The sequence below is a fragment of the Ensifer meliloti genome, assembly GCF_030064585.1.
GTDB lineage: Bacteria > Pseudomonadota > Alphaproteobacteria > Rhizobiales > Rhizobiaceae > Sinorhizobium > Sinorhizobium meliloti.
Window position 1 is genome coordinate 2,318,449 of sequence record NZ_CP120365.1, and the last position, 16,047, is coordinate 2,334,495.

Here is a 16,047-nt window from a genome sequence, read left to right on the forward strand (position 1 = left end):
CTCGCCATGAATCTGAAAGACCCGTCGCTGTTTCGCCAGGCTGCTCTCGTGGGCGAGACCTGGATCGAAGCCGACCCGAAGAATGCGATCGAGGTGAACAATCCGGCGACCGGCGAAATCATCGGCCGCGTCCCGAAGCTCGGCGCCGCCGAGACCCGGACAGCGATCGAGGCCGCGGCGCGGGTGCAGAAGGAATGGGCGGCGAGGACCGCCAAGGAGCGCTCGGCGGTGCTGCGCCGCTGGTTCGAGCTGATGATCGAGAACAAGGACGATCTCGGCCGGATTCTGACGATGGAGCAGGGCAAGCCGCTAGCGGAGGCGACAGGCGAGATCGTCTACGGAGCGAGCTTCATCGAATGGTTCGCGGAAGAGGCGCGGCGTGTCTATGGCGATCTCGTCCCCGGCCATCAGAAGGACAAGCGCATTCTGGTGATGAAGCAGCCGATCGGCGTCGTCGCCGCGATCACGCCGTGGAACTTCCCGAACGCGATGATCACCCGCAAGGCCGGGCCGGCCTTTGCCGCCGGCTGCGCCATGGTCTTGAAGCCGGCCGCGCAGACGCCGTTCTCGGCCATCGCCATCGCCGTGCTCGCCGAGCGCGCGGGCATGCCGAAAGGTCTCTTCAGCGTCATTACCGGCTCCGCGCGCGAGATCGGCGCCGAGATGACTTCGAACCCGACCGTCCGCAAGCTTACCTTTACCGGCTCGACCGAGGTCGGCGCAGAGCTCTACCGCCAGAGCGCGGCAACGATCAAGAAGCTTGGCTTGGAACTCGGCGGCAACGCCCCGTTCATCGTCTTCGATGATGCCGATCTCGATGCGGCGGTCGAAGGCGCGCTGATCGCCAAGTTCCGCAACAATGGCCAGACCTGCGTCTGCGCCAACCGCATCTATGTGCAGGACGGCGTCTACGAGGCCTTCTCCGACAAGCTCGCCCAGGCCGTCGCCAAGCTCAAGACCGGCAACGGCATGGAGGACGGCGTCATCCTCGGACCGCTGATCGACCAGCCGGCGCTGAAAAAGGTCGAGGAGCATGTGGCGGATGCGCTTGCGAAGGGCGCGCGCGTGGTGCAGGGCGGCCGTCGCCATTCACTCGGCGGCACCTTCTACGAGGCGACGGTGCTGGCCGACGTGACCCAGGCGATGGCGGTCGCGCGGGAAGAGACCTTCGGACCGGTAGCGCCGCTCTTCCGCTTCAAGGACGAGTCGGATGTGATCGCACAGGCGAACGACACCGAATTCGGCCTCGCCTCCTATTTCTACGCCAAGGACCTCGCCCGCGTCTTCCGCGTGGCGGAAGCGCTGGAATACGGCATGGTCGGTGTCAATACAGGCCTGATCTCCACGGCCGAAGCACCCTTTGGCGGCGTCAAGCTCTCGGGCCTTGGCCGCGAGGGCTCGAAATACGGCATCGAGGAATTCATGGAGATCAAATATGTCTGCCTCGGCGGCATTGCCTGAGGCTGCTCGCGATCGGAAACAAGCCGGCCGGAAAGTTCTGGCCGGTTTTTTCTTTTGCCGTTAAGAGGTTGATAGACGTTTGAAATTCGGGATTGCCCCTCACCCTAACCCTCTCCCCGCAGGCGGGGAGAGGGGACTGGAGCGGTGCGGCATATCCCTTCTCCCCGCAGGCGGGGAGAAGCGCAACCATTAGACTAAGCGCAAGAATTTTGTTGTGGCGCGCTTTTCGTCCATGGGGTTTGGCGCTTGACGACGGTGTTGGCGAAGATGATGAGTTTGCGGACGCAGGCGATGAGCGCCGCTTTGTGGGATTTGCCTTTTGCGGTGAGACGATCGTAGAGCTCAACCAGCGTCTCGTTCCAGCGCTGCGACGCCGGTAAGGCGGCATTGAACAGGGCCCTGCGGACGCGCGCCCGTCCGCCGGCGATATGGCGCTCGCCTTCACGCTTGCCGCTCTGGTCGTCATAAGGCGCCACGCCGGTCAGCGCGGCGATCTCCTCACGGTCGACCCTGCCGAGTTCGGGCATCAGAATGACCAGGGTGAGTGCCGTACGGATGCCGATGCCGTCGATGCTTTCGATCAGATCAAGCTTCCGGGCGAGATCGTCATGCTCGCGGACAGCGGCCTGCAACAGCGCGAGCTGGGCTTTGCAACGGCTCTTGAGCTCACCGATGGAACGATCGATCTCCTCGAGGATCCGCCTGTCGGTGAAACGCTCGCGGCGGGTCTTGAGGCAGGCTATATCGGCTTCGATCTGCTCGATGAACAGCAGCCATTCGCCAAACGCGATCAGCCGGCTATCCGGCGCATGGCATCGCGCATCCGAACGGGCAGCGCACTCGGCGATCAGCGCGGCGTCGAGCTGGTCGTTCTTGGCTCGGCGCAGCTTATAGAGGCCGAAAGCGCGCACTTGCCGCGGCTGCAGCAGGACGACCTCAAAGCCTCTCTGATGCAGATACGCAATCACGTCGCGCTCATATCCGCCGGACGCTTCGATCCCGACCCGTCCGATCCCCTGCCGCTCGAGCCAGTCAGCCAGAGTCTGCCAGCCGTCGGCGTTGTTGGGCACTTTCTGTTTGTCGCTCACCGGGTAGGTGGCGACATCAAGCCATATCTTCCCGGTATCAATACCGGCCGCTTTCATGCTAATCTCGGTCATCCTTGTCGTCCCTGCCTTGCATACGAACCAGGTTGTTCCAGCAACCATTCGGGCCACGATGAGGAACCGACCGCGATCCTGCTTCTCCGTAACCCCCAAAGGTTCTGGTGCCGGCGATCCGACGGTCGGCGCCTTTGGCCGGGCGGCCGCCCGGCCAAAGGCATACCGAATCCTTTACAACATTTCTTATGCAAGGTGCCGGCAGGCGGATGAGGGGCAGAGAAAGCGGACTATTTCTCCGCATCCCAACCAGACAGACTCGGACGCAAGAGGAGACCACTATGCCCGCCCCCAAAAACACCTTCAAAGCGGCGATCCGCGAAAACCGCTTTCAGCTCGGTCTCTGGGTGGCGCTCGCCAGTCCCTATGCGGCGGAAGTGGTGGCCGGCAGCGGTTATGACTGGCTGCTGATCGATGGCGAGCATGCGCCGAACGACCTTCCCATGCTGGCGGCGCAGTATCGCGCCGTCGCCGGCGGAGGCAGTCATCCGATCGTCCGCCTGCCGGTCGGCGACGCGGTCATGATCAAGCAGATCCTGGATGCCGGCGTGCAAACGCTGCTGATCCCGATGGTCGACAATGTCGAGCAGGCGCGGCAGCTCGTGCGCGCCGTGCGCTACCCGCCGCATGGCGTTCGCGGTGTCGGTGCCGCGCTCGGCCGGGCAACGAACTTCAGCCGCATCGGCGACTATCTCGAAAACGCCAACGACGAGATCTGTCTGCTGCTGCAGATCGAGAGCCGGGCAGGGCTCGAGGCGATCGACGCCATCGCTGCGCTGGACGGCGTCGATGGCCTGTTCGTCGGTCCGGCGGATCTTGCCGCGGACATGGGACATCTCGGAAATCCGGGCCATCCGGAGGTGCGGACAGCGATAATCGAGGCCTTCGCGCGGATCGAGCGCGCCGGCAAGGCGCGTGGCATCATGACCCTCGATCCCGCCCAGGCGCGCGACTATCGTGACCTCGGGGCCGATTTCATGGCGATCGGCACCGACGTGACATTGCTCGTCAGCGCAACGGAGCGGCTGCGCCGGGAATTTCTTGGAGAGAGCGGACCGACACGGATAGAATCCGGCTATTGATCGATCTGCCTACTACGAAATCGACTGGAGCAGCGTCTCCCGCGCCGATTTCAGGTGTCGCCGGCAGGCCTGTTCGGCGAGCATGGGATCGCGCGATTGCAGCGCGGCGATGTAGTCGAGATGCTCCTCCAGCGCCCGGGCGTTGCGCTCCCGCGCATTCGCCTTGTTCCACTGGTAGTGATAGTGGAAGACGATGGCGATGACATCGTAGAAGTCGATGATGAAGCGGTTGCTCGACGATTTGTGCACCAGCAGGTGGAGGCGCTCGTCGAGTTCGGAAAATTCGCTGTAGCGATTGTCGATGTCGGCGAGGATCTCCCGATGCACCGCCTCGATCTTCTTCAGCTCCTCCCAGGCCGGGTCCTGGTCGGGAAGGGAGACGAAGCGGGCGGCTGAGCGCAGCTCGAACATCTCCCTTACTTCCGTCAGTTCGAGTGCGAATTCGCGCGTGAACCCCTTGAGAACCCAATGGCTGTTCGGTCGTTTTTCGATCAGCCCGAAACGGCTGAAGCGGATCAGGAATTCGCGCACGCTGGTCGTCCCGGCGCCGATTTCGCGGGCAAGCTCGAGCTCGTTGATCTGCATGCCGGGCTCGGCGCCGCCTGCCAGAATCCGGCGCATGAAGCTCCGCTCGATCCTTTCGGCGAGCGAATCGGTCTCCGCGGTCGGGAAGTAGTCCGAGGGCTCAGGCCTTCTCAGCACCGTCTTGCTGCGCTTGTCCCAGGCGATGAGGCTCAGTTCCTCGCAGCGCGTAAGGATGGCGCGCACGGTCGTGCGGCTGACACCGAGTGCCTGCCCGAGCTCCGGTTCGGACGGAAGCGTGGTGGTCTCCGCGAACAGCTCGAGGCAGCGGTTGAAGGCATCCTTGAAGACGGTGTTTTGCTTCGCCATTGGCGCGGATCCGGCCCGGTTCGGGTTTCTGGTGTCGGCACGCCGTGGCTCCGTTCCGCGACGACCGCAATGGCCCCATAATAGCCATTGACGAACATCTGTCTATTGTAGATAAAAGACAGAACTGGTGCTTGCACATGTTGGAAACCGTTCGGGAGGAGCTTGATTTGCCCGCACCGTCTTCGATCCTTCTTTCGCCGGACGATAACGTCGTCGTCGCCACCGCGGCGATTGCGCCGGGCGACCGGCTGGCCGGCGGAGTGTCGGCGGTTGCGCGCATAGAGCCGGGCCACAAGGCCGCGATCCGCAGGATCGACGTCGGTGAGCCGGTGGTCAAATACGGCCAGGCGATCGGCCGCGCCACATCCCCCATCGCGCCCGGCGAGCACGTTCATTCTCATAATCTTGCCTTCGATCAGGGCCGGCTCGCCATTGGCGCCGCCGTTCCGCCGGAGGCTGCGAGCGAGGCGGACAAGGCGCGCACATTCCTCGGCTATCGCCGGGCGGACGGTAGGGCCGCAACGCGCAACTATATCGGCATCGTCGCCAGCGTGAACTGTTCCACCACGGTCTGTCGCGCGATCGCCGACGAGGCGAACAGGCGCATTCTGCCGAAATATGAAGGCATCGACGGTTTCGTGCCGATCGTCCACGACCAGGGATGCGGCATGTCGTCCACCGGCGACGGCATGAAGAACCTGCACCGGACGCTCGCCGGCTATGCGCGCCACGCGAATTTCGGCGGCGTGCTGATGGTCGGGCTCGGCTGCGAGGTCAATCAGCTGACGCTCTACGGCCAGAGCGGGGCCGGGGCCGAGAAGCGGCATTTCAACATCCAGGAGGCCGGCGGTTCGCGCCGCTCGGTCGAGCGCGCCCTCGGCATTCTCGACGAAATCGCCAAGGAAGTCGCGGCCGCCCGGCGCGTGCCGATCCCGGTCAGCGAGATCATCGTCGGCCTGCAATGCGGCGGTTCGGACGGGCTTTCCGGCATCACCGCCAATCCGGCGCTCGGCGCGGCGGTCGACATACTCGCCGCCGCCGGCGGCACGGCGATCCTTTCCGAGACCTCCGAGATCTACGGAGCCGAGCATCTGCTGCGCAGCCGAGCGGTCAACGAGACGGTTGCGGTCAAGCTCGACGGCCTGATCGCCTGGTGGGAGGACTATGTGGCGATGCATGGCGCCTCGCTCGACAATAATCCTTCGCCGGGTAACAAGCGGGGCGGCCTGACGACGATTCTCGAGAAGTCGCTTGGCGCCGTCGCCAAGGGCGGCCGCTCGCCGTTGACGGCTGTCTACAATTACGCCGAGCGCGTGACGGAGCCCGGCCTGGTCTTCATGGACACGCCCGGCTACGATCCGGTCTCGGCAACCGGCCAGGTCGCCGGCGGAGCCAACGTCATCGCGTTCACGACCGGCCGCGGCAGCTGTTTCGGCTGTCGGCCGGCGCCGTCGATCAAGCTCACCAGCAACACGGCGCTCTATCGGGCCATGGAAGAGGACATGGACATCGACTGCGGCGTCATTGCCTCGGGTGAAACCACCATCGCCGATCTTGGCCGGGGGATTTTCGAGCTCATCATAGAGACCGCATCGGGCCGCAAGACCAAGAGCGAGCTTTTCGGCTACGGCGACAACGAATTCGTGCCCTGGCATCTGGGGGCGACGCTCTAGGCTGAAGGGGCGAAGCGAGACGCGTAAGGGCGCAATCCTTGGGGAGGAAACAAGGAATGCAGACGAGAAGGATAGGCCGGACCGCGCTCGCGGTGACCGAATACAGTTTCGGCACGGCGGGACTGGGCGGTCTCTATCGCGAATGTACCGGCGAAGCTGCGATGGCGACGCTCGACGCCGCCTGGGAAGCGGGTATCCGCTATTTCGATACGGCGCCGTTCTATGGGCTTGGCCTTGCCGAGCGGCGGGTCGGCGACTTCCTGCGCGACAAGCCGCGCGACAGCTTCGTGCTGTCGACGAAGGTCGGCCGCCTGCTTCATCCGGTGCCTGAGAACCAGGTCCCTGACTATTCCTACGTCAAGCCGCTGAACTTCGACGTCACCTATGACTACGGCTACGACGCGATCATGCGTTCGGTCGAGATGAGTTATGCCCGTCTCGGTCTCAACCGCATCGACATTCTTTATGTCCACGACATCGGCGGCTACACGCATGGCGCGGCGAAAAACGCCGTCTACCTGCGGCAGCTTCTGGATTCCGGCCTGAAAGCACTCGAGGAGCTGAAATCGAGCGGCGTCATTTCAGCCTACGGCCTCGGCGTCAACGAGGTGCCGGTCTGCCTGGATGTCATGCGCCAGGCCGACATCGACTGCATCCTGCTTGCCGGTCGCTATACGCTCCTCGACCGCTCCGCGGTTGCCGAGCTCCTGCCGCTCTGCGCGAAGAAGGACACTTCGCTGGTCGTCGGCGGCGTGTTCAATTCCGGCATTCTCGCGACCGGACCGGTCGAGGGAGCGCATTTCGATTACATGCCCGCGACCGGCGAGGTGCGCGCCAAAGTCGCGGCGATGGAGCGTATCGCCGGAGAGCGCGGCATGCCGCTGGCCGCCCCGGCCCTGCAGTTCCCGCTGGCCAATCCTCACGTCGCCTCGGTGCTGCTTGGAACCGCCAAACCGTCAAGCCTGACGCGCAACATGGAGCTGACCCGCTACGGGATCGCGCCGGAAGATTACGCGGCTTTCGAACCCCATACGCTTGTCGCGCCCGAGCTGGGGCCGGAGGCGGTAAGGGCCTGATGCTTCGCCGCCCTCGATGGCGGCCGCCACTCTCATAAGCAACCGGGCCCGCATGCACCTGGCGGCCCGGTCGATAACGGAACAAGGTGTCACTGAGAGGAGAACCCGATGAGCATAGCCAAGCGCATTCTTTCACGCCGTGCCTTCAACGCCCTGGCCGGCGCCGCTTTCGTCGCCGCAATGGTCCCCGCGACCTCTTTCGCGCAGGACGTCACCATTCCCATCATCGTCAAGGACACCACCTCCTTCTACTGGCAGATCGTGCTTGCGGGCGCGCGCGCCGCCGGCAAGGATCTCGGTGTCAACGTGCCGGAGCTCGGCGCCCAGTCGGAATCCGACATCAACGGCCAGATCACCATCCTTGAAAACGCCGTTGCGGGCGCGCCGGCCGCGGTCGTGATCGCGCCGACGGAGTTCAAGGCGCTCGGCAAGCCCGTCGACGAGGCCGCGAAATCGGTTCCGGTGATCGGCATCGATTCCGGGGCGGATTCGAAGGCCTTCACCTCCTTCCTGACCACGGACAACGTCCAGGGCGGACGCATAGCCGCCGACGGTCTTGCCGCCGCCATCAAGGAGGCGACCGGCAAGGAAGAGGGCGAGATCGCTATCATCACCAGCCTGCCGGGCGTCGGCTCGCTCGACCAGCGCCGCGAAGGCTTTCTCGATCAGGTCAAGACGAAATATCCGGGCCTGAAAGTGGTTGCCGACAAGTATGCCGACGGACAGGCGACGACCGGTCTCAACATCATGACCGATCTGATCACCGCCAACCCCAACCTCGTCGGCGTTTTCGCCTCGAACCTGATCATGGCGCAGGGCGTCGGCCAGGCGATCGCCGAGAACAAGCTCGGCGACAAGATCAAGGTGATCGGCTTCGACAGCGACGAGAAGACCGTGGGCTTCCTCAAGGAAGGCGTGCTGGCGGGCCTCGTCGTCCAGGATCCCTACCGCATGGGCTATGACGGCGTGAAGACGGCTCTTGCGGTCTCCAAGGGCGAGAAGGTCGAAGCCAATGTCGATACCGGCGCGAATCTGGTCACCAAGGCCAATATGAGCGAACCGAAGATCGACGCGCTTCTGAATCCGAAGGTCAACTGACGAACGGAATTGCGCGGCGCCGCAGGACCGGCGCTGCGCATCGCCTTCAGGAGAACAGTGCAACGGCCGAGGGGATCGGCCGTTGCGATCCGGGAAGTGGAGGACAATGCCATGATAGGGCTTCAAGAGGTCAGCCATCGCCATGACGAACAGGTGAGGGCGGCGGGTGGCCGTCCGGTTCCGAAGGGCTCACCCATCCTGGAACTCCGCGGCCTGCAGAAAAACTATGGCGCGGTCGAGGCTCTGAAGCCCGCGACGATGACCTTTCTATCCGGCGAAATCCACGCGATCGTCGGCGAGAACGGTGCCGGCAAATCGACGCTGATCAAACTCCTGACCGGGGTCATTGCCCGCAGTGCCGGCGAAATCCGCTGGTGCGGCGAAACTGTCGACCTCGCCACGCCCAACGAAGCGATCGCCCGCGGCATCAATGCGGTTCACCAGGAGGTGGTGCTTTGCCCGCATCTGAGCGTTGCGGCGAACATGTTCCTGGGCGACGAGATGAACCGCCGCGGGCTGATGCGCAAGCGCGCGATGACCGGCGCGGCCCAGGGCGTGCTTGATGATCTCGGCTTCAATCTGCCCGCCAATGCCGAACTCGGCAGCCTGACGATCGGCCAGCAGCAGCTGGTCGCCACTGCTCGGGCGGCCATGCGCGGCACGCAGTTCCTCATCTTCGACGAGCCCACGGCCTATCTCACGCGACAGGAATCGGCACAGCTTTTCCGCCTGATCCGCCGGCTGCAGGGCGAGGGCGTCACGATCGTCTATATCAGCCACAGGCTGGAAGAGGTGTTCGAGCTTGCGGACCGCGTCTCGGTGCTTCGCGATGGCACGCATGTCGGCACGCGCGCGATTTCCGAGACGAACGAGGCCGAGCTCATCACTTTGATGATCAACCGCACGATCGAACAGATCTACCACAAGGAACGTTTCGAACCGGGCGAGATGATCGTCGAGACGCGCGGGCTCTCCGGTCCAGGTTTCCGCGACATATCGCTCTCGGTCAGGGCGGGCGAGATCGTCGGGCTCTACGGTCTGATCGGCGCCGGCCGCAGCGAATTCGCGCTCGGCCTTTACGGGCGCAATCCGGTGAGCGCCGGAGAGATCTTCTGGCAGGGCCGCAAGGTCGCGATAGGCAATGAGCGGAAGGCCATGGACCTCGGGATCGCGCTCGCGCCGGAGAGCCGCCGCGATCAGGGCCTGTGCCTCAACCTGCCGATCGGCGTCAATATCAACCTGCCGGTTTTCAAAAGGCTGACGCGCGGCTTGACGATCAACCGCGCGCAGGAGGCCTCCAATGCCGAACGTCAGATCAGGGATCTGAAGATCAAGACGCCGTCGCGGCGGGTGCTTGCCTCCGCCATGTCCGGCGGGAACCAGCAGAAAATCGTTATCGGCAGATGGCTGAGCCACGGAGCGAAGCTCTTCATCTTCGACGAGCCGACCGTGGGCGTCGATGTCGGCACCAAGGCGGAAATCTACCGGCTGTTTGCGCGGCTTCTGGAGAAGGGGGCAGGGATCATCCTGATCTCCTCCTACCTGCCGGAGGTCTATGAACTGGCCGATCGCCTGCATGTGTTCCGGCAGGGGCGGCTTGTGGCAAGCCACGACTACCGGGCCGCAAGCCATGAGGAAGTGCTGGCGCAGGCGATCAATGCCTGAGAGCCGGATGAGGAAGGACGCAGGGAGGAAGCGATGAGTGTGGAAACGGTTGAAAGCGCGGGACCGACGCCGAAGAAAGGCGTCAGCATCCTGTTCGGTCTGACGCTCGTGGGATTGCTGGTCGTCCTCTGGCTGCTCCTCGGCCTGGCGACCAACGCCTTCTGGACGCCGAACAACATCAGCAACCTCCTGCGTCAGGGGGCGATGACCGCGATTCTCGCCGTCGGCCAGACCTTCGTCATCATCACGGCCGGCATCGACCTTTCGGTCGGCGCCGTCGTCGGTTTCACCAGCGTCATCGTCGCCTGGCTGCTCGCGGCGGGGGTTCCGCTCTGGCTCGCGATCATCGCGACGCTGGCGATCGGCGTGCTGATCGGCGCCTTCCATGCCTTCGGCATCGTCCGCATGGGGCTGCCGCCCTTCATCATCACGCTTGCGACGCTGACCTCGCTTCGCGGCATCGGTCTCCTGATCACCAACGGCTCGACCATCTCGATCACCAACGACGCCTTCACCACTTTCTCACGAGCCGACTTCCTCGGAATTCCCAGTCTCTTCTGGATGGTGATCGTCGTTGCGATTCCGGCTTACGTCTTCCTGCATCTGAGCCGCTTCGGCCGCTATCTCTTCGCCGTCGGCTCCAACAGCGAGGCGGCGCGCCTTTCCGGCGTCAACGTCAACCGCACGATCTATCTGGCCTATATCCTGTCATCGACCTGCGCCGCCTTCGTGGGGCTGCTGCTCGCCTCGCGCATCGGCATCGGCAACGCCACGCAGGCCGAAGGCTGGGAGCTGCAGGCGATCGCTTCGTCGGTCATCGGCGGCACGAGCCTTTTCGGCGCCGTCGGCTCGGTCCACGGTCCCCTGCTCGGCGCCTTCATCCTTGCGACGATCAACAACGGCGCCAATCTCCTGAACGTCAATTCCTTCTGGCAGCGCATCATCACCGGGCTGCTGATCATCGTGATCGTCTATTTCGACCAGTTGCGGCGGCGGGGGGCGCGGTGATGGCCGCCTGCCCGCAACCGGTCCCCAGCAAGCTTCGGAGCGCCGCATGAAAGCCGTCGTCTGTTCAGAGCCCGGCCGCCTCGCGGTCGTCGCCCGCAGCGGGCCTGAGGCACCGCCACCCGGCTCGGTGCGCCTTGCGGTCAGCCGCGTCGGGATCTGCGGCACCGATTATCATATCTTCGAGGGCAAGCACCCCTTTCTCGAATATCCGCGCGTGATGGGCCACGAGATCTCTGCGAGAGTGATCGAAGGCGGTCCCGGCACCCGGCTCGCGCCGGGGACGCTCGTGGTCGTAAATCCCTATCTCTCCTGCGGGGAGTGCATCGCCTGCCGCAAAGGCAAGCCGAACTGCTGCACGGCGATCCGCGTCCTCGGCGTTCACACCGACGGCGCCTTCTGTGAAGAAATCGTCATGCCCGAGCAGAACCTCTATCCGGCCGAAGGCCTTTCGCCGGAAGCCGCCGCGGCGGTCGAGTTCCTGGCGATCGGCGCTCATGCCGTCCGGCGTTCGGCGGTAGGCCGAGGCGTCCGTTCGCTGGTGATAGGTGCCGGGCCGATCGGACTTGGGACGGCCCTCTTCTCGCGCATCGCCGGCCACGACGTAAGGCTGCTCGACACGAGCGAGGAGCGCCTGGCCTTCGCCACGGAAAAGCTCGGCTTTTCGCCCGGCATCCTTGCGGGCGACGATGCGGCGCTCGCGCAGGCGACGGGCGGGGATGGTTTCGACGTCGTCTTCGACGCCACCGGCAACGCCCAGTCGATGGAACGGGCGTTTGGCCATGTCGCCCACGGCGGCACGCTCGTCTTCGTCAGCGTGGTCAAGGAGGAGATCCGCTTCTCGGATCCCGAATTCCACAAGCGGGAAATGACGCTCGTCGCCAGCCGCAACGCCACTCGCGAGGACTTCGATCACGTCATTCAGTCGCTTGCGGCGGGGCTCGTCCCGATAGAGGCGCTCGTCACCCACCGCACGACGCTCGAGGACCTCGTCCGCGACCTTCCCCGCTGGGTCCACGACAAGTCGGGGCTCGTCAAGGCGGTTGTCGCGGTGAGCGCCGGGTGAGAGGCTTCATTCCATGGGGATGTCCTTCCCAAAAAGTGAGGGATGCGTTTGTTGCGCTGCACAAGAAAAATGCTAGTGTAGCAGCGATTGCGGACACCAGAGACGAACAACCGCAAGCTAGATCATTCCGCCGTCCTGGTGAAATGATCCACTTTTCGTGACTAGGCGCTCTCGGATGGAAACCATTAGAAATGTTTCCTGTGGAAGCGCTCCGGCGTCGGACTGGGAGCGGCGTTTTCGTTGATTTGAAACAAGGGATACGCGCCCATGTTCTACCAGCTTTACGAGATGAACCATGCGATGATGGCTCCGTGGCGCACGGCGGCGGACGCCATGCGGCTGGCCTTCAGCAATCCGATGAACCCGGTTTCGCATACCTATTTCGGCCGTGCCGCAGCCGCGGGGCTGGAGGTTTTCGAGCGTGCCACCCGCCGCTACGGCAAGCCGGAATTCGGCCTTCCCGAAACCGAGATCGATGGGCAGCCCGTGCCGGTCCGCGAAAGGATCGTCTGGCGCGAGCCGTTCTGCAACCTCATACATTTCGAGCGCAGCCTGCCAAGGGATCGCGCTCCGGATCCGAAAGTCCTGATCGTTGCGCCGATGTCCGGCCACTACGCCACGCTGTTGCGCGGAACGGTGGAAGCACTGCTGCCCCATTCCGACGTCTACATCACCGACTGGATCGACGCCCGCATGGTTCCCTTGAGCGAGGGAACCTTCGATCTCGACGACTATATCGACTACGTCATCCAGATGCTGCATTTCCTGGGGCCGGATGCGCATGTGATCGGGGTCTGTCAACCGGCCGTGCCGGTTCTGGCGGCCGTCGCCCTGATGGAGGCGGCGGAGGATCCCCTCGCACCGTCGACGATGACGCTGATGGGCGGGCCGATCGACACGCGCATCAACCCGACCGCGGTCAACGAGCTTGCGAAGGAACGGCCGATCGAGTGGTTCCGCGACAATGTCGTCATGCCGGTTCCGTGGCCGCAGCCCGGCTTCATGCGCATGGTCTATCCGGGCTTCCTCCAGCTCTCCGGCTTCATGTCGATGAACCTCGACCGGCACCTGATCGCCCACAAGGAATTCTTCGCCCATCTGGTCAAGAACGATGGCGATGCGGCCGAAAAACACCGTGACTTCTACGACGAATATCTGGCGGTGATGGATCTGACCGCGGAGTTCTACCTGCAGACCGTGCAGGTGGTGTTCATGCAACATGCGCTGCCCAAGGGCGAGATGATCCACCGCGGCAAGCGGGTCGATCCGACGGCGATCCGACGCGTCGCGCTGCTGACCGTCGAGGGCGAGAACGACGACATTTCCGGCCTCGGCCAGACCAAGGCGGCGCAGACGATCTGCACCGGCATTCCCGATTCTATGCGGCAGCACTACATGCAGCCCGACGTCGGCCATTACGGCGTCTTCAACGGCTCGCGCTTCCGCCGCGAGATCGCACCGCGCATCGTCGCCTTCCAGCGCCGCCATTCACGCCATGCGAAGCCGGTCAAACAGCTCATCAAGGGCGGCAAGTCGGCCTGAGCGAGCGATTGGAGCGCTCGATTTGCCGGAGCAAAGTCAGGGGGTTGTCCGATTCCTTGATACAATGTCTTGCGTCGGGGCCGTGGGTTTCCCACATCGTTTTCATCGGGCCGCGAAGGGCGGCCCGCCGACTGCGAGGAATCCTGAAGATGAACCAATCTGCACTGATCCGTCCGCACTGGACGCCTGCGACCATTGCATTGATGGTGCTGGGTTTCATTGTGTTCTGGCCGCTCGGCCTGGCAATGCTCGCCTACATCCTCTTCGGCGACAAGCTGAGGGCGTTCAAGAAAGACGCCAATGAAGGAGTGGATCGCATGTGTGCCGGCTTCAAACGGAACCGCCGGGGACAATGGGCACATCATCGTACCGGCAATGTCGCCTTCGACGACTGGCGGACAGCGGAACTTGCCCGTCTCGACGAGGAGCGCCGCAAGCTCGACGAGATGCGCGAGGAATTCGACGGCTATGTACGAGAGCTCCGTCGTGCAAAGGACCAGGAGGAATTCGACCGCTTCATGCGCGAACGCAAGAACGGCCGCACCGGTCCGGAAGCCGGCTTCGAATCGAGCTGATCGCATCCGGTGTTTCATGACATCCGGTGTTTCATGTGAAACGCCGGATGTTACTCGTCCATCTGCCAAGTGCCCTGCGAATCGGCTAGAACGGCCTCATGTTTTCATCTCTCAAGCGGCGCCGTGGCAGTGGACCGCCCCTTGATGTCATCCGTGACATCGAGGTCGCCGGCAAGGTCCTTCCCCTGACCATTCGGCAAAATGCGCGAGCGACGCGGATGACGCTCCGCATCGAGCCCGGCGGGCGAGCGTTGAAGCTCACCGTGCCGGAGGGCCTGCCGGAGCGCGAGGTCAGCGCCTTTCTCACCCGGCACCAAGGCTGGTTGATGACCAAGCTCGCCCGCTTCTCCGGCGAAAGCGAGCTCGAGGACGGCGGCACCGTCCTTGTTCGCGGCGTTGCGCACCGCATCGAGAGAACGGGCCGCCTGCGCGGCTTGACCGAAGCGCTCGTGATCGACGACGAGGCGGTTCTGAGGGTGGGCGGTGCCGAGGAGCATCTGCGCCGGCGCATCGCCGACTACCTCAAGAAGGAAGCCCGCAGCGAGCTCGAGCGCCTGGTCGCCGTCTATGCGGGCAGGACGGGGCGCAGGGCACGCTCCCTCAGCCTGAAGGACACCCGCAGCCGTTGGGGCTCCTGCTCCGCCGAGGGCGATTTGAGCTTTTCCTGGCGGATTGCCATGGCGCCGCCGAAGGTGATCGCCTATCTCGCGGCACACGAGGTCGCCCATCTTCAGGAAATGAATCATGGACCGCGTTTCTGGGCGCTGTGCGAAAGCCTGTGCCCGGAAACGAAGGATGCCAAGCACTGGCTCAAGCGCAACGGCACGATGCTGCATGCGATCGATTTCGGGTAGATCGAGAGTGGCCAAACGGCCCCTCAACCCGCGGGCGGGGAGAGGGGACTGACGGAGCATGCCGCTTCTCCCTTCGCCCCGCTTGCGGGAGAAGGTTCCTGCAGGCGGATGAGGGGGGCCGGCTTGGTTCGCTCGAAAAACACCGGATGCCCGCCGCCGCCCTCGTCCTAAGATTGGCCGCTGCCGTGCAACGGTTTTGCTCGACTCGGGCGGCATTTCATGCAAGGTCGCTTTCCATGAAAACGGAAGTGAAGATCTGTGGTTTGAAGACGGCCGAGGCCGTGGAACGTGCCGTCGCGCTCGGCGCTTCCCACGTAGGCTTCATCTTCTTTCCCAAGAGCCCCCGCAACATCGAACCGGACGATGCCGGCCGCCTTGCCGCGCGCGCCCGCGGGCGCGCGAAGATCGTTGCTGTCACGGTCGATGCGGACAATGACGGTCTCGACGAGATCGTGTCGGCGCTCGACCCCGACGTCCTCCAGCTTCACGGTTCCGAGACTCCCGAGCGGGTCCTTTCCATCAAGGCGCTTTATGGTCTTCCGGTGATGAAGGCGCTTGCCGTCCGCGAGGCCTCCGATCTGGAGCGGATCGATCCCTATTTGGGCATCGTCGACCGTTTTCTCCTGGATGCGAAGCCTCCGGCCGGTTCCGATCTGCCGGGCGGCAACGGGATTTCTTTCGACTGGCGGCTTCTCGACGCGCTTGACGGAAGCGTCGATTACATGCTTTCCGGTGGATTGAACGCGGGCAACATCGCAGACGCACTTGCGCTGACCGGCGCCCGCGCCATCGATACATCCTCCGGAGTGGAAAGCGCGCCGGGGATCAAGGATCTGACGCTCATGGAAGCGTTTTTCGAAGCGGTCCGCCGGGCGGAAGCTTGAGCGGCCGTGATCAGG

At 63.9% G+C, this 16,047-nt stretch carries 14 protein-coding genes; 12 read left to right on the plus strand and 2 right to left on the minus strand.

Translation table 11 applies throughout. The features are described 5' to 3' along the window. Positions 1 to 6: 6 nt before the first annotated feature. Positions 7 to 1,461, plus strand: a complete 1,455-nt coding sequence (gene gabD, locus PZL22_RS18100; RefSeq protein ID WP_003531709.1) for an NADP-dependent succinate-semialdehyde dehydrogenase — start codon at positions 7 to 9, stop codon at positions 1,459 to 1,461. Positions 1,462 to 1,655: 194 nt separating this feature from the next. Here gabD and PZL22_RS18105 read toward each other — a convergent pair whose 3' ends face one another. After that, positions 1,656 to 2,621: an IS110 family RNA-guided transposase gene (locus PZL22_RS18105; RefSeq protein ID WP_013844028.1), complete on the minus strand. Its 966-nt coding sequence runs from the start codon at positions 2,619 to 2,621 to the stop codon at positions 1,656 to 1,658. A 281-nt stretch (positions 2,622 to 2,902) separates the two neighbouring features. Here PZL22_RS18105 and hpaI point away from each other — a divergent pair, with 281 nt between their 5' ends. Next, a complete protein-coding gene (hpaI, locus tag PZL22_RS18110; protein WP_003536422.1) occupies positions 2,903 to 3,703 on the plus strand; it encodes a 4-hydroxy-2-oxoheptanedioate aldolase in 801 nt (266 codons plus the stop codon). 12 nt (positions 3,704 to 3,715) lie between these two features. Here hpaI and PZL22_RS18115 read toward each other — a convergent pair whose 3' ends face one another. Further along, the gene (locus PZL22_RS18115; RefSeq protein ID WP_003536424.1) at positions 3,716 to 4,594 is read right to left on the minus strand and encodes a GntR family transcriptional regulator; all 879 of its coding nucleotides are present in this window, start codon (positions 4,592 to 4,594) and stop codon (positions 3,716 to 3,718) included. A gap of 137 nt (positions 4,595 to 4,731) precedes the next feature. On the opposite strand from PZL22_RS18115, the gene PZL22_RS18120 reads away from it, so the two are divergent. From PZL22_RS18120 to PZL22_RS18165, 10 genes are all read left to right on the plus strand, one after another. Further along, positions 4,732 to 6,267 (plus strand): UxaA family hydrolase, encoded by a 1,536-nt coding sequence (locus tag PZL22_RS18120; RefSeq protein ID WP_003536426.1) that lies wholly within the window; start codon positions 4,732 to 4,734, stop codon positions 6,265 to 6,267. A gap of 56 nt (positions 6,268 to 6,323) precedes the next feature. Further along, positions 6,324 to 7,343 carry an aldo/keto reductase gene (locus PZL22_RS18125; protein ID WP_003536437.1) on the plus strand — a complete coding sequence of 340 codons (1,020 nt, stop codon included), beginning with the start codon at positions 6,324 to 6,326 and terminating at the stop codon, positions 7,341 to 7,343. 108 nt (positions 7,344 to 7,451) lie between these two features. Continuing rightward, positions 7,452 to 8,441: an ABC transporter substrate-binding protein gene (locus tag PZL22_RS18130; RefSeq protein ID WP_003536438.1), complete on the plus strand. Its 990-nt coding sequence runs from the start codon at positions 7,452 to 7,454 to the stop codon at positions 8,439 to 8,441. Positions 8,442 to 8,552: 111 nt separating this feature from the next. Continuing rightward, positions 8,553 to 10,106 carry a sugar ABC transporter ATP-binding protein gene (locus PZL22_RS18135; RefSeq protein ID WP_003536439.1) on the plus strand — a complete coding sequence of 518 codons (1,554 nt, stop codon included), beginning with the start codon at positions 8,553 to 8,555 and terminating at the stop codon, positions 10,104 to 10,106. 33 nt (positions 10,107 to 10,139) lie between these two features. Then, entirely contained in the window at positions 10,140 to 11,114 is a 975-nt protein-coding gene (locus PZL22_RS18140) for an ABC transporter permease (RefSeq protein ID WP_010968301.1), read from the plus strand. A gap of 46 nt (positions 11,115 to 11,160) precedes the next feature. Beyond that, positions 11,161 to 12,177 carry a zinc-binding alcohol dehydrogenase family protein gene (locus PZL22_RS18145; RefSeq protein ID WP_003536441.1) on the plus strand — a complete coding sequence of 339 codons (1,017 nt, stop codon included), beginning with the start codon at positions 11,161 to 11,163 and terminating at the stop codon, positions 12,175 to 12,177. 267 nt (positions 12,178 to 12,444) lie between these two features. After that, entirely contained in the window at positions 12,445 to 13,719 is a 1,275-nt protein-coding gene (phaZ, locus tag PZL22_RS18150; RefSeq protein WP_003536442.1) for a polyhydroxyalkanoate depolymerase, read from the plus strand. A 149-nt stretch (positions 13,720 to 13,868) separates the two neighbouring features. Then, the gene (locus PZL22_RS18155) at positions 13,869 to 14,294 is read left to right on the plus strand and encodes a DUF2852 domain-containing protein (protein WP_003536443.1); all 426 of its coding nucleotides are present in this window, start codon (positions 13,869 to 13,871) and stop codon (positions 14,292 to 14,294) included. Between the two features lie 98 nt (positions 14,295 to 14,392). Next, positions 14,393 to 15,148 carry a M48 family metallopeptidase gene (locus tag PZL22_RS18160; protein ID WP_003536444.1) on the plus strand — a complete coding sequence of 252 codons (756 nt, stop codon included), beginning with the start codon at positions 14,393 to 14,395 and terminating at the stop codon, positions 15,146 to 15,148. Positions 15,149 to 15,384: 236 nt separating this feature from the next. Beyond that, positions 15,385 to 16,032: a phosphoribosylanthranilate isomerase gene (locus tag PZL22_RS18165; RefSeq protein ID WP_003536445.1), complete on the plus strand. Its 648-nt coding sequence runs from the start codon at positions 15,385 to 15,387 to the stop codon at positions 16,030 to 16,032. Positions 16,033 to 16,047: the final 15 nt, after the last annotated feature.

What these genes read in the sequence shown, in the direction of transcription:
- gabD (WP_003531709.1), top strand. Translation starts at nt 7, where the DNA reads ATGAATCTGAAAGACCCGTCGCTGTTTCGCCAGGCTGCTCTCGTGGGC.
- PZL22_RS18105 (WP_013844028.1), bottom strand. Translation starts at nt 2,621, where the DNA reads ATGACCGAGATTAGCATGAAAGCGGCCGGTATTGATACCGGGAAGATA.
- hpaI (WP_003536422.1), top strand. Translation starts at nt 2,903, where the DNA reads ATGCCCGCCCCCAAAAACACCTTCAAAGCGGCGATCCGCGAAAACCGC.
- PZL22_RS18115 (WP_003536424.1), bottom strand. Translation starts at nt 4,594, where the DNA reads ATGGCGAAGCAAAACACCGTCTTCAAGGATGCCTTCAACCGCTGCCTC.
- PZL22_RS18120 (WP_003536426.1), top strand. Translation starts at nt 4,732, where the DNA reads ATGTTGGAAACCGTTCGGGAGGAGCTTGATTTGCCCGCACCGTCTTCG.
- PZL22_RS18125 (WP_003536437.1), top strand. Translation starts at nt 6,324, where the DNA reads ATGCAGACGAGAAGGATAGGCCGGACCGCGCTCGCGGTGACCGAATAC.
- PZL22_RS18130 (WP_003536438.1), top strand. Translation starts at nt 7,452, where the DNA reads ATGAGCATAGCCAAGCGCATTCTTTCACGCCGTGCCTTCAACGCCCTG.
- PZL22_RS18135 (WP_003536439.1), top strand. Translation starts at nt 8,553, where the DNA reads ATGATAGGGCTTCAAGAGGTCAGCCATCGCCATGACGAACAGGTGAGG.
- PZL22_RS18140 (WP_010968301.1), top strand. Translation starts at nt 10,140, where the DNA reads ATGAGTGTGGAAACGGTTGAAAGCGCGGGACCGACGCCGAAGAAAGGC.
- PZL22_RS18145 (WP_003536441.1), top strand. Translation starts at nt 11,161, where the DNA reads ATGAAAGCCGTCGTCTGTTCAGAGCCCGGCCGCCTCGCGGTCGTCGCC.
- phaZ (WP_003536442.1), top strand. Translation starts at nt 12,445, where the DNA reads ATGTTCTACCAGCTTTACGAGATGAACCATGCGATGATGGCTCCGTGG.
- PZL22_RS18155 (WP_003536443.1), top strand. Translation starts at nt 13,869, where the DNA reads ATGAACCAATCTGCACTGATCCGTCCGCACTGGACGCCTGCGACCATT.
- PZL22_RS18160 (WP_003536444.1), top strand. Translation starts at nt 14,393, where the DNA reads ATGTTTTCATCTCTCAAGCGGCGCCGTGGCAGTGGACCGCCCCTTGAT.
- PZL22_RS18165 (WP_003536445.1), top strand. Translation starts at nt 15,385, where the DNA reads ATGAAAACGGAAGTGAAGATCTGTGGTTTGAAGACGGCCGAGGCCGTG.